The following is a 14,872-nucleotide window of genomic DNA, read 5'->3' on the forward strand; positions in this document are numbered from 1 at the left end:
TTTTTAAATGTAGGAAATACATGCCTAGTCTAAGCATATCGCTTGGAATAAATACTGCTCTATACGCCCTAAAGAATAATCTTTATTTTTCTCATCTTCTGTTAAGAATCTTGGCATAATACTGCCAGAGAATAACAATGCACGAAACATCATCATGAACGCAACCCAACTTTTCCTTGGTGTGATTTTTAGCTCAATTGGCTTAGGCTATTTTCTGTATGGCAAAAAGCAAAAAATGTCCATACCTTTAACTGTCGGTCTAGTTTTAATGATTTTCCCTTATTTTATTGAAAGTAACGCATTACTAAGTGGTATCGGCTTACTTTTGTCTATTGTTCCGTATTTTTTACGCTTTTAATGTCACTCAAAATTAAGCTGTTCGAATTGAATCTCCACCACATTCCAGTGATGCATCATCTCTCGCAGTACAATAAAGTAGATCAAACTAGAAAGACTATCATCAGCCACTTGAGACACATAGTACTCCCTGCGCTCAACAAAGGTATTAAAAGCACTTTCAAGTTGCACACGGTCAATTTGCTGCTGATCTGGAAAAAATAATGCTAAGACCCTTTGAAATAAGGCATCTGAAGTCATGGCCGTCTTGGGTTGGGCATACTTCATCTGAACGGATTCTAACAACTCTTCAATCACATAAATCATCGACTCAATCGCAAGCTCATCCAGCAGCCCATGACGCATACTGTTTGACTGTATAAAGCTTAAACCTTGATCTAGCTGGATATGCTGTCCATCCATTTCAAATGAAAGCTGATCTAGGCCGAATGAAAACTTGAGTACACCATTCAGATCCGTCATCGCTTCAATACTCCAAAGTCAAAGCACACACATTCGATGCCGTTATTACCGATCATAATCATCAAGCCGAAATGCAATCGCGCCATCTTCGTTTGATAAGATAGCGCGATTAAAACTGAAGGTCAGCAGTATTTCGTTAGTTTGCTTGCGTCTTCGGTAAAAAGAAGGTTGCTAAACCAAGTAACGGCAATAACGAACACACGCCAAACACCCATTCAATGCCTTTGACGTCAGCCAAATATCCTAAACCTGCTGCGGCGATACCACTCACACCGAACATTAAACCAAACATCAAACCTGCAATCATCCCAACTCGTCCAGGAACAGCTTCTTGTGCATAGACCACCATGGCTGCAAAGGCAGAGGACAGTACTAAACCCGTGATAATCGAGAGTACGGTCGTCCAAAATAAATTGGCATGTGGCATCATCAACGCAAACGGTGCCATGCCGACAAAAGACACCCAAATCACCGCTTTACGCCCAATTCGGTCTCCAATCGGCCCACCTGCAAATGTCCCCAGAGCCACCGCCGCTAAAAAGGCAAAGAGGTGTAACTGTGCATTTTGTAAACTGAGCTGAAACTTATGCATTAAATAAAAAGTGAAATAGTTACTGATGCTGGCGATGTACGTAAATTTGGCAAACATCAACACGCAAATGGTCGACAACGCGATGACGAGTTGACGTCCGTGTAGTTTGCTTTGGACGTGATGTGCTTTGGCAGCCAACTGTTTTTTACTGTGGCTAATGCTCCAACGGCTGACACCAAACAACACCCAAATCGCAAGTAAGGCAAATACAATTAACCATGCCACGGCATGCTGTCCAAAGGGCACAATAATCAACGCGGCCAATAAAGGCCCAATCGCGGTACCTGTATTGCCACCGACCTGAAAGGTCGATTGAGCTGTACCAAAACGTCCGCCCGAAGCCATACGCGCTACACGTGATGCTTCAGGGTGAAAGGTCGATGAACCCACACCAATCAACGCCGAAGCCATGAGCAGTACAATAAAATTTGGTGAAAATGCCAACAGCAAAATACCACTAAAAGTCACCACCATACCGAGTGGTAGCAGATAAGGTTTCGGATGTTTATCGGTATAGAGTCCAATCCAAGGTTGCAGTAGCGATGCTGTGATTTGATAAACCAATGAAATCAATCCCACTTGTGCAAAGCTTAAGGAGAAATTGGTTTTCAGCATCGGGTAAATAGCTGGCAAAACGGCTTGAATCAAGTCATTCAGTAGATGTGCAACAGCCACCGCTCCCACAATTTTAATGATCATGCCTTGTGGTTGTTCATGAACCACAGCCTCACCAATACCATCTTTCATCTGTATTGAAGACGTCATACCGCACAAACTCCGTGTATTTTTCATCAGATATTGATTGTAAAATGTCATTCATAAGACTATCTTCCAATAATCATTGTATAAGTGACAAATTTAAAACACGCATGCCAAACTCACTGATTCAAACTGAAATGTCTGAACTGGTCATTGGACTTTCTTCTGAACACACTTATCGGGAGATCACTCCTGCACATACCCATTCACGGGCACAGTTTCTATATGCTTCGACAGGAATGATTCAAGTGTTTACCCCAAATCATGTCTGGATCGTGCCACCGATGTGCGCGCTATGGATTCCGACCCATGTTGAGCATAGTGTGATTTCATTAAGCCGTGTAAAGCTTAATACGGCATTGGTTCAGGCCGATGCGGCTGCACTGCTGGGACAACAATGTTTTATTATTCGGGTCAGTAAGTTATTGCATGAACTCTTGATTCGGCTCAATGCAATTGAACACATTCCACCCTCCGAACTGATCAGCTCAGATGAACTGTCTCGATCTTTACAGATTTTAATTTTTGATGAAATTCATAAGGCCAATCTGTTGCCCATTCAAATTCCGTGGCCACAAGACAAGCGTTTAATGAATATTTGCCAAGCCCTATTAAGTCGACCCGATCAATTAAAAGATTTAAGTGCATGGGCAGATGAAATTGGCACCAGTTCCAGAACCTTGATGCGTATGTTTCAAAAGGAAACGGGACTGTCTTATCGGGCATGGATTCAGCAAATGCATATTGCTCAAGCGCTCACAAAAATTGCCAGTGGTGAATCCGTTGCGCGAATTGCAAGATCTCTTGGCTATAGCAATCCGAGTGCGTTTAGTAGCATGTTTAAACGTCACTTAGGACAAACCCCGCAACAGTTTAAATATAAAGACGAATAGCTATTTTTACTTTAAGCGGTGAGTCGATCGACAAATAAAATCCCATTGAGATGATCTATTTCATGTTGCACAATCCGCGCAGGGAACCCCTCAAAAATGCTTTCTAGCACCTCTCCCGTTAAGGTGTGATACACCACTTTAATACTTTGCGCACGCTGTACCTGACCGCGTTCATTCGGCACGCTTAAACAGCCCTCTTCCCCCAAGGACGTTGCTTGAGAAAACTCTAGAATTTCGGGATTGACCATCACCACTGCATCCATTTCAGGCGCATCTGGATAACGCAAATTTGGACGTGAAGCCACAATAATGACCCGCTTTGAAATATACACTTGCGGTGCTGCAATACCTACACCATTTCGTTCAAGCATAGTCGCCAACATGACTGACGCCAGTTGCATAAGCCAATCACTATTAAATTCTGTATCTGCAACACGGGCGGCTTTCAGTCTTAAAACCTCTTCCCCTCGTTGTGCAACAGGTAAAATGACACTCATACTCAAATCCTAAATTTTTATATCTATTTATTTCTTTTTATACCATAAGCTTTTTATTTTATTGCAGTTACTTTTACTCTTTATATTTTATGACTAAAAATGATGGACACGAACACATCTATAATTTTTAGTTAATATGCAGCAAAGAAAGATTGATTATTCATCCAAAAAAGACTTTATTAAAATCAAATACAAACTTTTATTTAACTTTGGAAATACACACATGGATGCAACACCACGACTGACCCGAGAAGACAAACGTACCCTTGGGTTGTCATCATTGGGTGGTGCACTTGAGTTCTATGACTTTGTTATTTATGTTTTTTACGCCAAAATTATTTCTGAATTGTTCTTCCCCGCAGGACTCAGCCCATTTTGGGCGATGCTGAATACTTACGGTATTTTTGCCGCAGGTTACTTCTTCCGTCCACTTGGCGGTGTAGTCATGGCGCACTTTGGTGACCTCATAGGGCGCAAGCGTCTATTTAGCTTATCTATTTTGCTCATGGCTTTACCCACCCTCATAATCGGGGTCATGCCAACCTTTGAAACGATTGGTTATGCTGCGCCGCTGCTCTTACTCCTTATGCGGGTGGTACAAGGCATCGCGATTGGTGGAGAAATTCCAGCGGCATGGACATTTGTTTCTGAGCATGTTCCTGCTGAAAAAATTGGTTTTGCCAATGGCTTACTCACAGCAGGATTATCTCTTGGCATTCTTCTTGGCGCTTTGATGTCGCTGTTCATTTCTCTTCAGTTTAGTGAAGCAGCTATACATGATTGGGCTTGGCGTATCCCGTTTATTGTGGGGGGTATTTTTGGCTTAGTGGCCTTGTATTTACGCAGTTATTTAAAAGAAACACCCGTATTCAAAGCCATGCAAGCACGCAAAGAGCTATCCAAAGAAATGCCTGTTAAACAAGTCTTAGCCAACCATAAAACAGCGGTAGTTATTGGCATGCTCCTAACATGGTTCTTAACCGCTTGCGTGGTGGTCCTGATTTTGGCCATGCCAAACTTATTAGCGGGTGCCTTTGGCTTTGCGCGTGGTGATGCTTTTCAAATGCAAAGTGCTGCAATCATCATGCAAATGTTAGGTTGTATACTCGCTGGGACATTGGCAGATCGTTTGGGTGCAGCCAAGGTTTTGATTTTTGGCTCGCTCGGTGTCGCTACTATTGCAACCATTTTCTATCACGGTTTGGGTGTGGTCAGTCCAAATACGGTGTTTGCGCTGTATATGCTGTTAGGATTTTTTTCAGGCACGGTTGGACTTGTATCCTATAGTATGGTCAAGATGTTCCCTGCACCAATCCGTTTCTCGGGGATTTCGTTTTCCTACAATGTCGCCTATGCCATTGCAGGAGGCATTACACTGCCTTTGGTTCAATGGCTCAGTCTCTATAGCAAGATTGGGGCGATGTATTATATTTGGCTGGTCTGTTTGGTTTGCTTCTTCACAGCTTGGGTTTATCGAGCTCAGTTCGAGGCAAAACACTAAAATGATAAAACCCTTCAATCGAAGGGTTTTCTTTTTATGCAACCTACTTTAAAAACATGAGGTCAAAACCTTTAGCTTAATGTTTCTGCGTGCAGATTTTGGCGCAGTTCATCTGCAACAATATCGAGTTCGATTTGGCTAAACTTCCGAATTTCACCTTCGGCATGTTTTTCTAACATGCCACCAATCAACGGCACTTTCACTTTTACCGTCCATTCCAGTTGAAAATGGATCTGTTCATCATTGCCTGACACACTACGTTGGCAACTCGCTTCAAGAGGTAAATTCGGATCTAAGCGCACTTCTGAACTCAGTGCAGTTAAATTACTTACATCGGTACGATGTAAACGAAACGCATCTTTTAAAAATTTCTTCGCAATATCGGGAATATTGACATCCAAATTATACGCACGCTTGAGGGTATAAATATCGCCGACTTTACTCGATTCCAAAATTTCCAACTTCTCACCTGGAATACGACGACAAACATTTTCATGTAAGTTGATATCGGCTGCGAGTCGACGGAAATCATCCAATGAAACACCGTTGATGGTGGCATTGACGACAAACTGATGTGCCATAGCATTAAATCCTTTATTTTTTGTTTTTGTAACCATCCATGCCCGGATCAGGACTGAAAAATTGGAGCTCGTTATCCTGTAGAAAGATCAAGCATAGACGATGATCCAGCACCGACTATACCGTGATCTGGATATCAATGTGTGCCATTCTGTATGACAATATGCTCTGCTATATGAATAAAAACCACGCGCTCAAAACAGGCCAAGCGAATATCAAAATGCTCTGCCCCATCATCCAATCCTGTCACAGCCCAACTGGCGCTGCTAGGCAGGTTTTTTAACCATGTCGCCTGATAAAAGTCTGCAACTGAAGTAAAGTCCAAGTATTCCTTTGGACTCGCTTTTAAACGTTCGATGACTAACTCAAATTGAGCCAATTGTGTTTGTTTAAAGTCAATCAACATGCCCAAACCTAGGTACTTTTCAACTGTTGTTTATGACGTACCTGTGTCCATTGCCACCATCCAAAAGCCGCTAAGCCAACAAAGCCTGCATATAAGCCTGCGGTCAAGAACAAGTCTTTATAAATAAACATGCCCACATAAACAATGTCGACAAAGACCCACAGCACCCATGTCGCAATATGTTTACGACTGGTCCAATAAGTCGCCAACAGACTAAATGCTGCGAGCTGTGCATCCAGTAGCGGTACAGCAGCATCGGTCAAATACTTTAAGCTCAAACCAAATACTGCACCAGCCGCAGCGGCAAGTAGCATTTGCAAAATCACTTGCCGAGCTGTAATCGGTTCAATGCGAATATCATGATCTTGTTGTTTACCTTTGAGCCAGTGATAAAATCCATAAAAGTTCACCACCACAAAGAAAAACTGCAAAATGGTTTCGCCATATAACTTATAGGTATAAAACAAATAGGCATATAATAAGAACGCAACAAAGTTAAACCACCAACACCACATATTGCGCTTAATGGTCAAAGTCACCCCAATCAAGCTAATGATGACGGCAAATATTTCAAGGTTGGACATAGTCAGACTGACATGAGAACAATGCTGCTATTATGAAAAAAACACCACGAAAGGCAAGATAATTTCGTCCAATCTTACCTTCTACTTATTTGCGTGTATGTCTGACCTAACTGCTGAGTCACAGAATATATACGGATACGCTTTGACAGTTTTCTAACAATCGTTTAAAAACTTATAAAACGAAAGAGGAATAATCAAAATGTCAGAACAACAAGGGCGTGTCAGTCGCGAAATTCGTGGCTCGTTATTTTTAATTGGTCTAGACCGTGCAGCTAAACGTAATGCTTTTGATAGCTATATGATTCATGACTTATCCTTAGCACTCACTGAATATGAAGATGATCCTACCCTACGCTGTGCGGTGATTTTTGCTCATGGTGAACACTTTACTGCTGGCTTAGATCTGGTTGAACTACAGCCAAAATTAAGCCAAGGTATTTTCGACTTTCCTGCGTCACAAATTAATCCTTGGGGCACCAGTTCCAGACTTCGGACTAAACCCGTTGTGGTCGCAGTACAGGGCTTTTGCTTTACCGCTGGAATTGAGCTGATGCTCAATGCCGATGTGGTGATTGCAGATGCCAATACACAGTTTGCCCAAATGGAAGTTCAGCGCGGCATTTTACCCTTTGGCGGTGCAACAGTACGTTTTGTACAAGCAGCAGGCTGGAATAAAGCTATGCGTTATCTACTCACAGGGGATGGCTTCAATGCGCATGTAGCTCTCGATCTGAACTTAATTACCGAGGTTGTAGAAACATCCACGCCAAATTCTGCACTAGGCCGAGCACTTACCCTTGCCGAGTCAATTGCACAGGCTGCTCCACTTGCCGTTCAAGCCACGCTTGCTTCTGCACAACAGGCAGCACAACACGGCGCAGACTATGCCTTTAGCCATTTACAAGAGCACCTAACACCTTTGCTAAAAACTCAAGATGTTCAAGAAGGTGTAATGGCCATGTTACAACGACGTCCTGCGCAATTCTCAGGAAAATAAGCAGTGCAAAATTACCGCCATTTTTATTTTCAACTTTAAAAGAGCTTGTTATGCATGCCACAGCCCGCTTAAACACACATCAAATTGAGAAGCAAACCATTCATTTTTCTGCACGGGATGCTTATGCACTGGTGGGAACACGCTATCGTGCTCAAGGCCCTATCAAAGCAAACTTAATTCTTGCCAGTGCAACAGGTGTACCACAGCAGTTCTATCGTCGCTTTGCCGAGTATGCAGTAGCTTTAGGATATCAAGTTCTAACTTTTGACTATCGTGGTGTGGGGCTTTCTGCACCGAAGCAGTTAAAAGGTTTTAGTATGTCCTATTTAGACTGGGGACAATTGGACTTATCCGGTGCAATTGACTTCGTCGCACAAGACGGTAAACCCATTTTTGTGGTTGGGCATTCCTATGGTGGCCAAGCCTTAGGTTTAACCGATAATCATGACCAAGTTACTGCGATGTATTGCTTCGGTACAGGTGCAGGTTGGCATGGCTACATGCCGTTTCGTGAGAAGATGAAAGTCCATGTGATGTGGAATATTATTTTCCCACCCATGGTTGCACTTAAGGGTTATTTACCTTGGAGCATACTCAAAATGGGGGCAGATTTACCTGTCGATGTTTACACGCAGTGGCGAAAGTGGTGTAAAAATCCGACCTACTTTTTTGCAGACCCTGAACAACAGCATTTACTGGAACAGTATGCTCAGGTAAAGACCCCAATCTATGCTGTTTCAGCACTGGATGATGACTGGGCTCTACCCAACTCAAGGCATGCGTTTATGCAACATTATCGACAGGCAGATCTGCACTATCTCAACATTGAAGCCAGTGAATACGGCTTGAAAGAAATTGGACACATGGGATATTTCCGTCAAGGCGCTGAAAACATTTGGGATAACATGCTGAATACTTTTGATCGCTATCTATCATCTTCACCACACACGACTACGAAACTCTAAACGGAATACCAAATACCTATGCGCCCGCAAAAACTCAGCAAAGAGCAAATCCAGCTCCACTGTATGCAAACTTTTAAAACACATGGTTATGCAGGCACCAGTATGGATTTGTTGGCAAAATCTTGTGGGCTGAGTAAAGCCGCTTTTTATTATTATTATCCAAATAAAGAAGCATTGCTTTTGGATATTTTAGACGTTAGCCAACAGTATTTAAAAAACCGAGTCTTTAATATTTTAAAAAATAATCAAATCGAGTATTGCGGCCGCTTTGAACACCTCCATCAACAAGCCGTAACCTTTTTTAGTACAGGTGTACAAGGCTGTTTGGTGGGTATGCTGTCTTTAGAAATTCCTCATTTATCTGAAACAATACAGCTCAAGATTCGCTCTATTTTTCAAGACTGGGAAACCTCACTTTTTGACTATTTCCACCAAGTCATGCCTACTGTAAACGCAGCTTCTTTGGCCAAAATCAGTGTTGCCGATTATGAAGGGGCGATTTTAATGACACGTTTAAACCAAGATGACTTTTATTTGACCCATGTTGCCGAACGAATTCTCAAACAGTTATCTATGGCGATACTCTACATTGAGCGCGCATAAGCAAAATCGTTAATCTCGAGTCCGATGGCTTTTTTTGTGCTCTCGCCCACTACGGTCAATATGTGTATAAAACATACCATAACGGCTCACATAATATTCCAATGACTGATCGTAAAAACTCCAAAAAATCGACCATTCGTTTAAGTCCATTTTACGGATTTGAGTCTGGGTTTTTGCAGGCATTTTGACCAACAAAGTACTTTGCATCAGTTCTGCATCTTCCTCAGCACTTAACAAAATCGCTTGATCTAAAAACAAGCTTGCAACATCATCAAACAGCACTTGTTCATAGGCATCAATTTCAATCACACGTTCAACTTGAGCATCACTTTCAATTTGGGTTGTCATCTGCGCTGATTGAACTTGCAACTCAGTTTCCTTTTTTTGCCGTTTTAAAAAACGCTGCTTTTTCTGAATTTTGATAACAATAATAGATGCTGCAACCAAAGCAATGAGTACGCAAATCATCAATAAAAAAGTTGCCATTCCCTGCTCTCGTAACAGATATATTCTTTTAAAATACAGCATTATTGTTCAAATAAACATCAAAACATCTGACCCTAGCGTGTGCTATTGCATACGAATCACGCTAATTATTCAGAAATAATCTTTAAATGTACAATCAATGCTCTTCATTCAACAAATACAATATTAATGCGAACAGCATCACAAAATTAAATTTTCAGCTCACAAAAAGACTATAAAATTTAATCAAGTCAATATAATCAAACAACACAGCTACATCGCGACTAACAATAATTCAATTTAGTAATCGTGTGCTCTAGCATGAAATAGCTGTTCATATAGCTCCAAGAAGAAAACATGATACGAGCAGCTCAGATTCAGGACATCCCTGAGATATTAAATGTCGTGCATGACAGCATTCGATCTTGTATCAAAGACCACCATCGTCATGAAAGTACAATTCAAGTTTGGTTAGAAAATAAGACCCAATCCAACCTGATTATGTGGATGCATTATAATGACAGTTGGGTTTATGTGATGGATCAGCAAGTTGTAGGTTTTATTATGGTGAGCGATCAAGGTCGCATTCTTCTTAATTATATCTCATCGGCAGAGCAGCACCGTGGTATAGGTAAGGCCTTATTGAACACAGTCATTGAACATTTTAAAAGCAAAAAGATCCATCAAATTAGCCTTGAAAGCACGCAAACTGCGCTAAGCTTTTACCAAAGACACGGCTTCCAAATTCGTAGCCAATACACTTCTGATACAACCTCGATCCCCATGATTAAACAACTGTCATAAAGATGATTCGATTGGCATTTTCATTTGATCACGTCCCGCCTCTTTGGCTTCATAGAGTTTTAAATCTGCGGCTTTCATGAGGTCATGAATATTGGCATACGATGTTTGATGATCCATCCACGAAACCCCCATACTCAAAGTTACATAGCCTTTTTCATCTAAGCGGTTATGATGTTCAATATGCTCACTGCGCACTGCATCTAACACAGTTTGCATAATTTGGCGAATAATAACGATGGGAACATTATATAAAACAATTGCAAACTCCTCCCCGCCATAACGTGCTAAATAAGCATTATGTGGGAGTACTGCGCTAATGACTGCGACCAAGTTTTGCAGTACTTCATCTCCCTTTAAATGCCCATAGTAGTCATTATATTTTTTAAAATAGTCTACATCCATCATGGCAAATGCCAAAGTTGCATGACTATTTTGCTGTGTTTCCATAAACCGCTTTTGAATTTCACTATTTAACGCACGGCGATTATAGGCCCCTGTTAAAGCATCTATTTGAATTTGATATTCTAGTTTTTCATTTAAATCATGAAGTTGTGATGTTCTTTGTTGTACTTTCATATCTAAAGAGCTATTCAATTCAATCAAATTATTATTCAAGCGCTCGGTATGATAGGTCTGATGGGCATAGTTTCGTGATTGCTGAAACATCACTAAAAGTGCATAAAGGCTCGTTGAAATAAAGGACAAATGAATCGAATCAATAACATGTAGAGTTAATAAGAAGTCATGGATAAAAGATAAACACAATAGAATTACAGCACAAAAATTAAGCTTTGAATATTTTTGCTTGGTCTTTAAGGTAATATAAAAACCATAGGCAAAATTGCACAGAATCACAATGCTCAATAAGGCACTATAAAAAGCCAGAGGCTCAAAAACTTCCTGTTCGGATAAAAGTGTTATAACGACATTTAACGTCAGCACCAACATAGAAGCTGTATATATCCAATGGTGCAAATATTTCTGATCGAGTAAATACATATAACTCAAAAAGAACATGATCGCTAAATAGATAAATAAATACTCTAAGCGTATGCCCCACAACCAATTGATATCTAAAAAAGTGGTATAGGCATAAGGTGCTGTGAACAAATTATGTAAGGCTAAAAACAGAATAAAAATCCCGAACACAAAAATACTTTTGCTATTCCTCTCGTTTGAGCCACGGAAAATAGAAAACATCGTGGTGAACATTCCCACGCCAAATACTGCACCACAGATCATGGCTATGCTCATCATTAACTGCTGATAATGCCGATTAACTGTTTTAGCAACCCCGATATGCATAGGACTTTCAAGACCACCGCGTAGTTTATTAAAATTTGAAGCCTGTATGCTTAAAGTAAAATAAGGGCTGTCTGGTACAAAATAGGCAATACGTGGGGCATTCTCTGTCTGCTGTTGCATTACATTATCTGCGACATCTCCTAAACGAACGAGAAAGTCGCCATTTAGATAAACTCGATAAGCAGAATTTTGATTGGGGATTTGAATAGCTAAACGTCGACCAATAAATTCATCAGGAATTTTAAAATGACCAATAAAGGTACCATAATCAATATTACTACCCGTTAGCTCCTTAAAGGAAATAGGAAGCTCCGTTGTTTTTGATGCTAATTTTTGATTGGGCTGAGTAATCAGTTCATGGTCATAATAAGACCATATTCCATTTAAATAACTGGTTGTTTGCTCAGTAAATTGAATATTATTGACATTCTTTTGATGTAAATAATACTGCGCAGGCTCTGCTTCATATTGCGCCCACGTCGAAGGTATAAGACTTAAAATTAACAAACAGCTTAGAATAAACCAGATAACATGCTGTCTGCCTAATGAGCTATACAAAAGCGACTCTTCCCTTTAATACGCTCTGCCTACGAATTAATCTACAAATGTTTTTCTTAAAAACCAAGTGATTTTTACAAATGAATCAAATACATCCTTATAATTGATTCATTATCAACAATTCTGATTAGTCTCGTGTTTTTACATCATACAATTCAATTTCAAAAATCAAATTTGAATTGGCTGGAATCACGTTGCCCATCTTACGCTCACCATAGGCCAAATGTGACGGTACAATTAGTTTACGCTTACCGCCCACTTTCATCCCCATAATGCCTTGATCCCAACCTTTAATCACACGACCTGTTCCGATCACCGTTTCAAAGTAGTTTCCACGGTCTAAAGATGAGTCAAACTTAGTTCCGTCTTCTAACCATCCGGTATAATGTGTGGTGATTAAAGCACCTTTTACTGCTTCTTTACCTTCACCAACAACTAAATCAATAATTTCTAATTCAGCGCTCATCTATTCGCTCCACTATTACTTTATAAATAAATTTTGTTGAACTGCTTGTTTATTGCAATTGAGTCCACTCAATCGTAGCTTGTGCATTGTCACCAATTAAAGTCCACTCACCATCCATCACGTTCAACTGAAGTTGCATGGTCCGTTCACAAAGGGCCTGAACCGCTTCTGTACTTTGTGCAGACAGTTGCCAAATTTCAACATTACTCAAAGTCTTTAGTTTACTGTTGCGTTTGTACCATTCATCAACAGCAGTGCCATAGGTCACAATTGCAACTTGTTTACAACGCGCGCTGGCTTTTTTGACTTTGTCTTCGTCAGGGCTTCCCACTTCAATCCATTTCACCAACTGCCCTGTTAAGTCTTTTTCCCAAAGTGCAGGTTCATTGGTTTCAAATAGGTCTTTGGTAAACTCCAAAGCCTCATCTGCAAAGCGTGCAAAAGCCAAAAGACGAACCATCAAACGTTCTATCGTCTCTGAAGGATGCAGAGCCAAGGTAAGTTGATAATCACCATATTGGTGAACGTCCATATTGGCAATATTTAAATCTGCCTTATAAATTGTAGCTTTAAGCGCCATAAATACCGTCCTCAAATTTGCCGAATAGCATATAAGATTTCAGCTCATTTTGCTTAAAACAATTTACCTCATTACTCAATACGACATGCAAATAATGTAGTTTCAAACATCAACCAATCTCTTTCGTTCTGTACAATCAACTCGATTCGATTATCAATGCCTTCTTCGACATCCTGATAATTAAATTGCTTGGGATTAAAGTTAAATGCTTTCCAACCCTGATTGGTATGGAAAATCCCCTTAATCCTCCGCCAATCCTGCTGCTCACACAACAAATCGAGTAAATCATAAAAATCAAAAACCCAACGTTTTGGCATTTTCCAACCTGCCACACTATAGCCCTGCGCCGATTCTACATAGTGATAAGGCAGTTGCTTAATTTCAGGAAATTCCTGTTGATTTGCTTTTAATTGTTGTTGCACTTTCAGTAAAGGTTGGTTTTGACGCTTAGTCGCAACATAGTCAAAGTCAAGTTGTTCAAGCTGGATATTCCCCTGATCTGCCATAAGCCACTGCTGAGCATAAGCTTGATATTCAGTTTGTAGCTGCTCAAGAGCCTTTAAATCTGCACTTTGCATCTGAGCATAATGCGAAACAACGACGATCTGCGCTGCCTTCAACTGATCTTGATATAAGTTTTGTGCCGTCCACGTCTGATCATGTAAGCGTGAACCATCCAGCACAGTGACTGGCGCACGCATACGCAGAGTCGAATGCCAATGTGGTTCTGTCAGTTGCTCTAATAACTGTGCAGGGTGACCCAAGCCTGTCGGTTCAATAAACAGTCGATCAGGCTTTTGTTCTGAGAGCAATCGAGACAATGCAATTTGCATCGGAAGCTGACTACTACAGCATAAACACCCGCCTAATAACTCTTTAACTGCATAACCTTCACTTTGTGGCATAAGCTGTTGGTCGACACCAATTTGCCCAAATTCGTTCATCAACACTGCCCAAACTTCATGTTCAGGTTTTTGACTCAACAAATGCATCAGTAAGGTGGTTTTACCGGCACCCAAAAAACCTGAAATAATATGCGTTGGAACCGCCTGTTGCATCGCCATCAGTTTCAAAATTGTTCCACCTAATCTGAAATACTATAAAAACAGCACAATAAAATAAGCGATTATTTTAGTTTAAATGTCTCATTTTCTCACTTTAAATCGACGGCTTTACACACGCAACATATCAAAGTATGTATTTAAACTGGGCTTATTCACTCTTAGAAACCTTTATTTACATTTTATTCAACGTCAAAATGCACGGTTTGTTCCATTTCCATCGCCTTTGTATATTTTATGTGAGTTTTCACTCAAATATTTTGATCAATTTTTCTACATTTTCAGTTTTTTGACTCACAAAAAGCTTCTACTTGTTACTTAAAGCCTACCATTTTTTCATCATCTGTAGTTTTAGGTAAAGTGCATTTTTCACATTGTTGCTTCAATTGAACCTCGCATATTCAGACGCTAGCATGAAGCTCAGTTCAAATTGATGTG

At 40.5% G+C, this 14,872-nt stretch carries 19 protein-coding genes; 7 read left to right on the forward strand and 12 right to left on the reverse strand.

Going from position 1 to position 14,872, the window contains the following annotated elements:
- Window positions 1-24: 24 nt before the first annotated feature.
- Window positions 25-156 carry a hypothetical protein gene (locus B9T36_RS19315; protein ID WP_265733396.1) on the reverse strand — a complete coding sequence of 44 codons (132 nt, stop codon included), beginning with the start codon at window positions 154-156 and terminating at the stop codon, window positions 25-27.
- Between B9T36_RS19315 and B9T36_RS05180 the strand changes: the two genes are divergently transcribed.
- Window positions 155-358 carry an amino acid transport protein gene (locus tag B9T36_RS05180; protein WP_086208477.1) on the forward strand — a complete coding sequence of 68 codons (204 nt, stop codon included), beginning with the start codon at window positions 155-157 and terminating at the stop codon, window positions 356-358. The genes B9T36_RS19315 and B9T36_RS05180 overlap by 2 nt on opposite strands.
- A 2-nt stretch (window positions 359-360) precedes the next feature.
- Here the strand turns inward: B9T36_RS05180 and B9T36_RS05185 are convergent, their stop codons facing one another.
- Both B9T36_RS05185 and B9T36_RS05190 read right to left on the reverse strand, forming a co-directional pair.
- Complete coding sequence (locus B9T36_RS05185; protein WP_086208478.1) at window positions 361-819, reverse strand: hypothetical protein; 459 nt, start codon at window positions 817-819, stop codon at window positions 361-363.
- Between the two features lie 136 nt (window positions 820-955).
- Window positions 956-2,176 (reverse strand): MFS transporter, encoded by a 1,221-nt coding sequence (locus tag B9T36_RS05190; RefSeq protein ID WP_086208479.1) that lies wholly within the window; start codon window positions 2,174-2,176, stop codon window positions 956-958.
- A 104-nt stretch (window positions 2,177-2,280) separates the two neighbouring features.
- Between B9T36_RS05190 and B9T36_RS05195 the strand changes: the two genes are divergently transcribed.
- Window positions 2,281-3,063: an AraC family transcriptional regulator gene (locus tag B9T36_RS05195; protein ID WP_086208480.1), complete on the forward strand. Its 783-nt coding sequence runs from the start codon at window positions 2,281-2,283 to the stop codon at window positions 3,061-3,063.
- Between the two features lie 11 nt (window positions 3,064-3,074).
- Here the strand turns inward: B9T36_RS05195 and def are convergent, their stop codons facing one another.
- Window positions 3,075-3,560, reverse strand: coding sequence for a peptide deformylase (gene def, locus B9T36_RS05200; RefSeq protein ID WP_086208481.1), 486 nt, complete (start codon window positions 3,558-3,560; stop codon window positions 3,075-3,077).
- Between the two features lie 223 nt (window positions 3,561-3,783).
- On the opposite strand from def, the gene B9T36_RS05205 reads away from it, so the two are divergent.
- Window positions 3,784-5,061 carry an MFS transporter gene (locus B9T36_RS05205; RefSeq protein WP_086208884.1) on the forward strand — a complete coding sequence of 426 codons (1,278 nt, stop codon included), beginning with the start codon at window positions 3,784-3,786 and terminating at the stop codon, window positions 5,059-5,061.
- 71 nt (window positions 5,062-5,132) lie between these two features.
- Here B9T36_RS05205 and B9T36_RS05210 read toward each other — a convergent pair whose 3' ends face one another.
- The 3 genes from B9T36_RS05210 to pnuC all read right to left on the reverse strand — a co-directional run bounded on the left by B9T36_RS05210 (window position 5,133) and on the right by pnuC (window position 6,630).
- The gene (locus tag B9T36_RS05210) at window positions 5,133-5,642 is read right to left on the reverse strand and encodes a DUF2505 family protein (protein WP_086208482.1); all 510 of its coding nucleotides are present in this window, start codon (window positions 5,640-5,642) and stop codon (window positions 5,133-5,135) included.
- Window positions 5,643-5,776: 134 nt separating this feature from the next.
- Window positions 5,777-6,046 carry a hypothetical protein gene (locus B9T36_RS05215; RefSeq protein ID WP_086208483.1) on the reverse strand — a complete coding sequence of 90 codons (270 nt, stop codon included), beginning with the start codon at window positions 6,044-6,046 and terminating at the stop codon, window positions 5,777-5,779.
- 8 nt (window positions 6,047-6,054) lie between these two features.
- A complete protein-coding gene (pnuC, locus tag B9T36_RS05220) occupies window positions 6,055-6,630 on the reverse strand; it encodes a nicotinamide riboside transporter PnuC (protein ID WP_086208484.1) in 576 nt (191 codons plus the stop codon).
- Window positions 6,631-6,829: 199 nt separating this feature from the next.
- Here pnuC and B9T36_RS05225 point away from each other — a divergent pair, with 199 nt between their 5' ends.
- Genes B9T36_RS05225 through B9T36_RS05235 form a run of 3 tightly spaced genes read left to right on the forward strand, consistent with a single transcriptional unit; the run spans window position 6,830 to window position 9,195 of the window.
- Entirely contained in the window at window positions 6,830-7,627 is a 798-nt protein-coding gene (locus tag B9T36_RS05225; protein ID WP_086208485.1) for a crotonase/enoyl-CoA hydratase family protein, read from the forward strand.
- Window positions 7,628-7,677: 50 nt separating this feature from the next.
- Complete coding sequence (locus tag B9T36_RS05230; protein WP_086208486.1) at window positions 7,678-8,592, forward strand: alpha/beta fold hydrolase; 915 nt, start codon at window positions 7,678-7,680, stop codon at window positions 8,590-8,592.
- An 18-nt stretch (window positions 8,593-8,610) separates the two neighbouring features.
- Window positions 8,611-9,195: a TetR/AcrR family transcriptional regulator gene (locus B9T36_RS05235; protein ID WP_086208487.1), complete on the forward strand. Its 585-nt coding sequence runs from the start codon at window positions 8,611-8,613 to the stop codon at window positions 9,193-9,195.
- Window positions 9,196-9,204: 9 nt separating this feature from the next.
- On the opposite strand, the gene B9T36_RS05240 is transcribed toward B9T36_RS05235, so the two are convergent.
- Window positions 9,205-9,681, reverse strand: coding sequence for a hypothetical protein (locus tag B9T36_RS05240; RefSeq protein WP_171264413.1), 477 nt, complete (start codon window positions 9,679-9,681; stop codon window positions 9,205-9,207).
- Between the two features lie 336 nt (window positions 9,682-10,017).
- On the opposite strand from B9T36_RS05240, the gene B9T36_RS05245 reads away from it, so the two are divergent.
- Window positions 10,018-10,464: a GNAT family N-acetyltransferase gene (locus B9T36_RS05245; RefSeq protein ID WP_086208489.1), complete on the forward strand. Its 447-nt coding sequence runs from the start codon at window positions 10,018-10,020 to the stop codon at window positions 10,462-10,464.
- On the opposite strand, the gene B9T36_RS05250 is transcribed toward B9T36_RS05245, so the two are convergent.
- From B9T36_RS05250 to B9T36_RS05265, 4 genes are all read right to left on the reverse strand, one after another.
- The gene (locus B9T36_RS05250; RefSeq protein ID WP_086208490.1) at window positions 10,459-12,327 is read right to left on the reverse strand and encodes a diguanylate cyclase; all 1,869 of its coding nucleotides are present in this window, start codon (window positions 12,325-12,327) and stop codon (window positions 10,459-10,461) included. The genes B9T36_RS05245 and B9T36_RS05250 overlap by 6 nt on opposite strands.
- A gap of 127 nt (window positions 12,328-12,454) precedes the next feature.
- On the reverse strand, window positions 12,455-12,793 hold the full coding sequence (locus B9T36_RS05255) for an FKBP-type peptidyl-prolyl cis-trans isomerase (RefSeq protein ID WP_086208491.1): 339 nt from the start codon (window positions 12,791-12,793) through the stop codon (window positions 12,455-12,457).
- A 49-nt stretch (window positions 12,794-12,842) separates the two neighbouring features.
- Complete coding sequence (locus B9T36_RS05260) at window positions 12,843-13,373, reverse strand: YaeQ family protein (protein ID WP_086208492.1); 531 nt, start codon at window positions 13,371-13,373, stop codon at window positions 12,843-12,845.
- Between the two features lie 71 nt (window positions 13,374-13,444).
- Complete coding sequence (locus B9T36_RS05265; protein WP_213033318.1) at window positions 13,445-14,446, reverse strand: CobW family GTP-binding protein; 1,002 nt, start codon at window positions 14,444-14,446, stop codon at window positions 13,445-13,447.
- Between the last annotated feature and the right edge of the window lie 426 nt (window positions 14,447-14,872).

Source organism: Acinetobacter sp. ANC 4204, assembly GCF_002135205.1.
Lineage (GTDB): Bacteria > Pseudomonadota > Gammaproteobacteria > Pseudomonadales > Moraxellaceae > Acinetobacter.

What these genes read in the sequence shown, in the direction of transcription:
- B9T36_RS05180 (WP_086208477.1), top strand. Translation starts at nt 155, where the DNA reads ATGAACGCAACCCAACTTTTCCTTGGTGTGATTTTTAGCTCAATTGGC.
- B9T36_RS19315 (WP_265733396.1), bottom strand. Translation starts at nt 156, where the DNA reads ATGATGATGTTTCGTGCATTGTTATTCTCTGGCAGTATTATGCCAAGA.
- B9T36_RS05185 (WP_086208478.1), bottom strand. Translation starts at nt 819, where the DNA reads ATGACGGATCTGAATGGTGTACTCAAGTTTTCATTCGGCCTAGATCAG.
- B9T36_RS05190 (WP_086208479.1), bottom strand. Translation starts at nt 2,176, where the DNA reads ATGACGTCTTCAATACAGATGAAAGATGGTATTGGTGAGGCTGTGGTT.
- B9T36_RS05195 (WP_086208480.1), top strand. Translation starts at nt 2,281, where the DNA reads ATGCCAAACTCACTGATTCAAACTGAAATGTCTGAACTGGTCATTGGA.
- def (WP_086208481.1), bottom strand. Translation starts at nt 3,560, where the DNA reads ATGAGTGTCATTTTACCTGTTGCACAACGAGGGGAAGAGGTTTTAAGA.
- B9T36_RS05205 (WP_086208884.1), top strand. Translation starts at nt 3,784, where the DNA reads ATGGATGCAACACCACGACTGACCCGAGAAGACAAACGTACCCTTGGG.
- B9T36_RS05210 (WP_086208482.1), bottom strand. Translation starts at nt 5,642, where the DNA reads ATGGCACATCAGTTTGTCGTCAATGCCACCATCAACGGTGTTTCATTG.
- B9T36_RS05215 (WP_086208483.1), bottom strand. Translation starts at nt 6,046, where the DNA reads ATGTTGATTGACTTTAAACAAACACAATTGGCTCAATTTGAGTTAGTC.
- pnuC (WP_086208484.1), bottom strand. Translation starts at nt 6,630, where the DNA reads ATGTCCAACCTTGAAATATTTGCCGTCATCATTAGCTTGATTGGGGTG.
- B9T36_RS05225 (WP_086208485.1), top strand. Translation starts at nt 6,830, where the DNA reads ATGTCAGAACAACAAGGGCGTGTCAGTCGCGAAATTCGTGGCTCGTTA.
- B9T36_RS05230 (WP_086208486.1), top strand. Translation starts at nt 7,678, where the DNA reads ATGCATGCCACAGCCCGCTTAAACACACATCAAATTGAGAAGCAAACC.
- B9T36_RS05235 (WP_086208487.1), top strand. Translation starts at nt 8,611, where the DNA reads ATGCGCCCGCAAAAACTCAGCAAAGAGCAAATCCAGCTCCACTGTATG.
- B9T36_RS05240 (WP_171264413.1), bottom strand. Translation starts at nt 9,681, where the DNA reads ATGGCAACTTTTTTATTGATGATTTGCGTACTCATTGCTTTGGTTGCA.
- B9T36_RS05245 (WP_086208489.1), top strand. Translation starts at nt 10,018, where the DNA reads ATGATACGAGCAGCTCAGATTCAGGACATCCCTGAGATATTAAATGTC.
- B9T36_RS05255 (WP_086208491.1), bottom strand. Translation starts at nt 12,793, where the DNA reads ATGAGCGCTGAATTAGAAATTATTGATTTAGTTGTTGGTGAAGGTAAA.
- B9T36_RS05260 (WP_086208492.1), bottom strand. Translation starts at nt 13,373, where the DNA reads ATGGCGCTTAAAGCTACAATTTATAAGGCAGATTTAAATATTGCCAAT.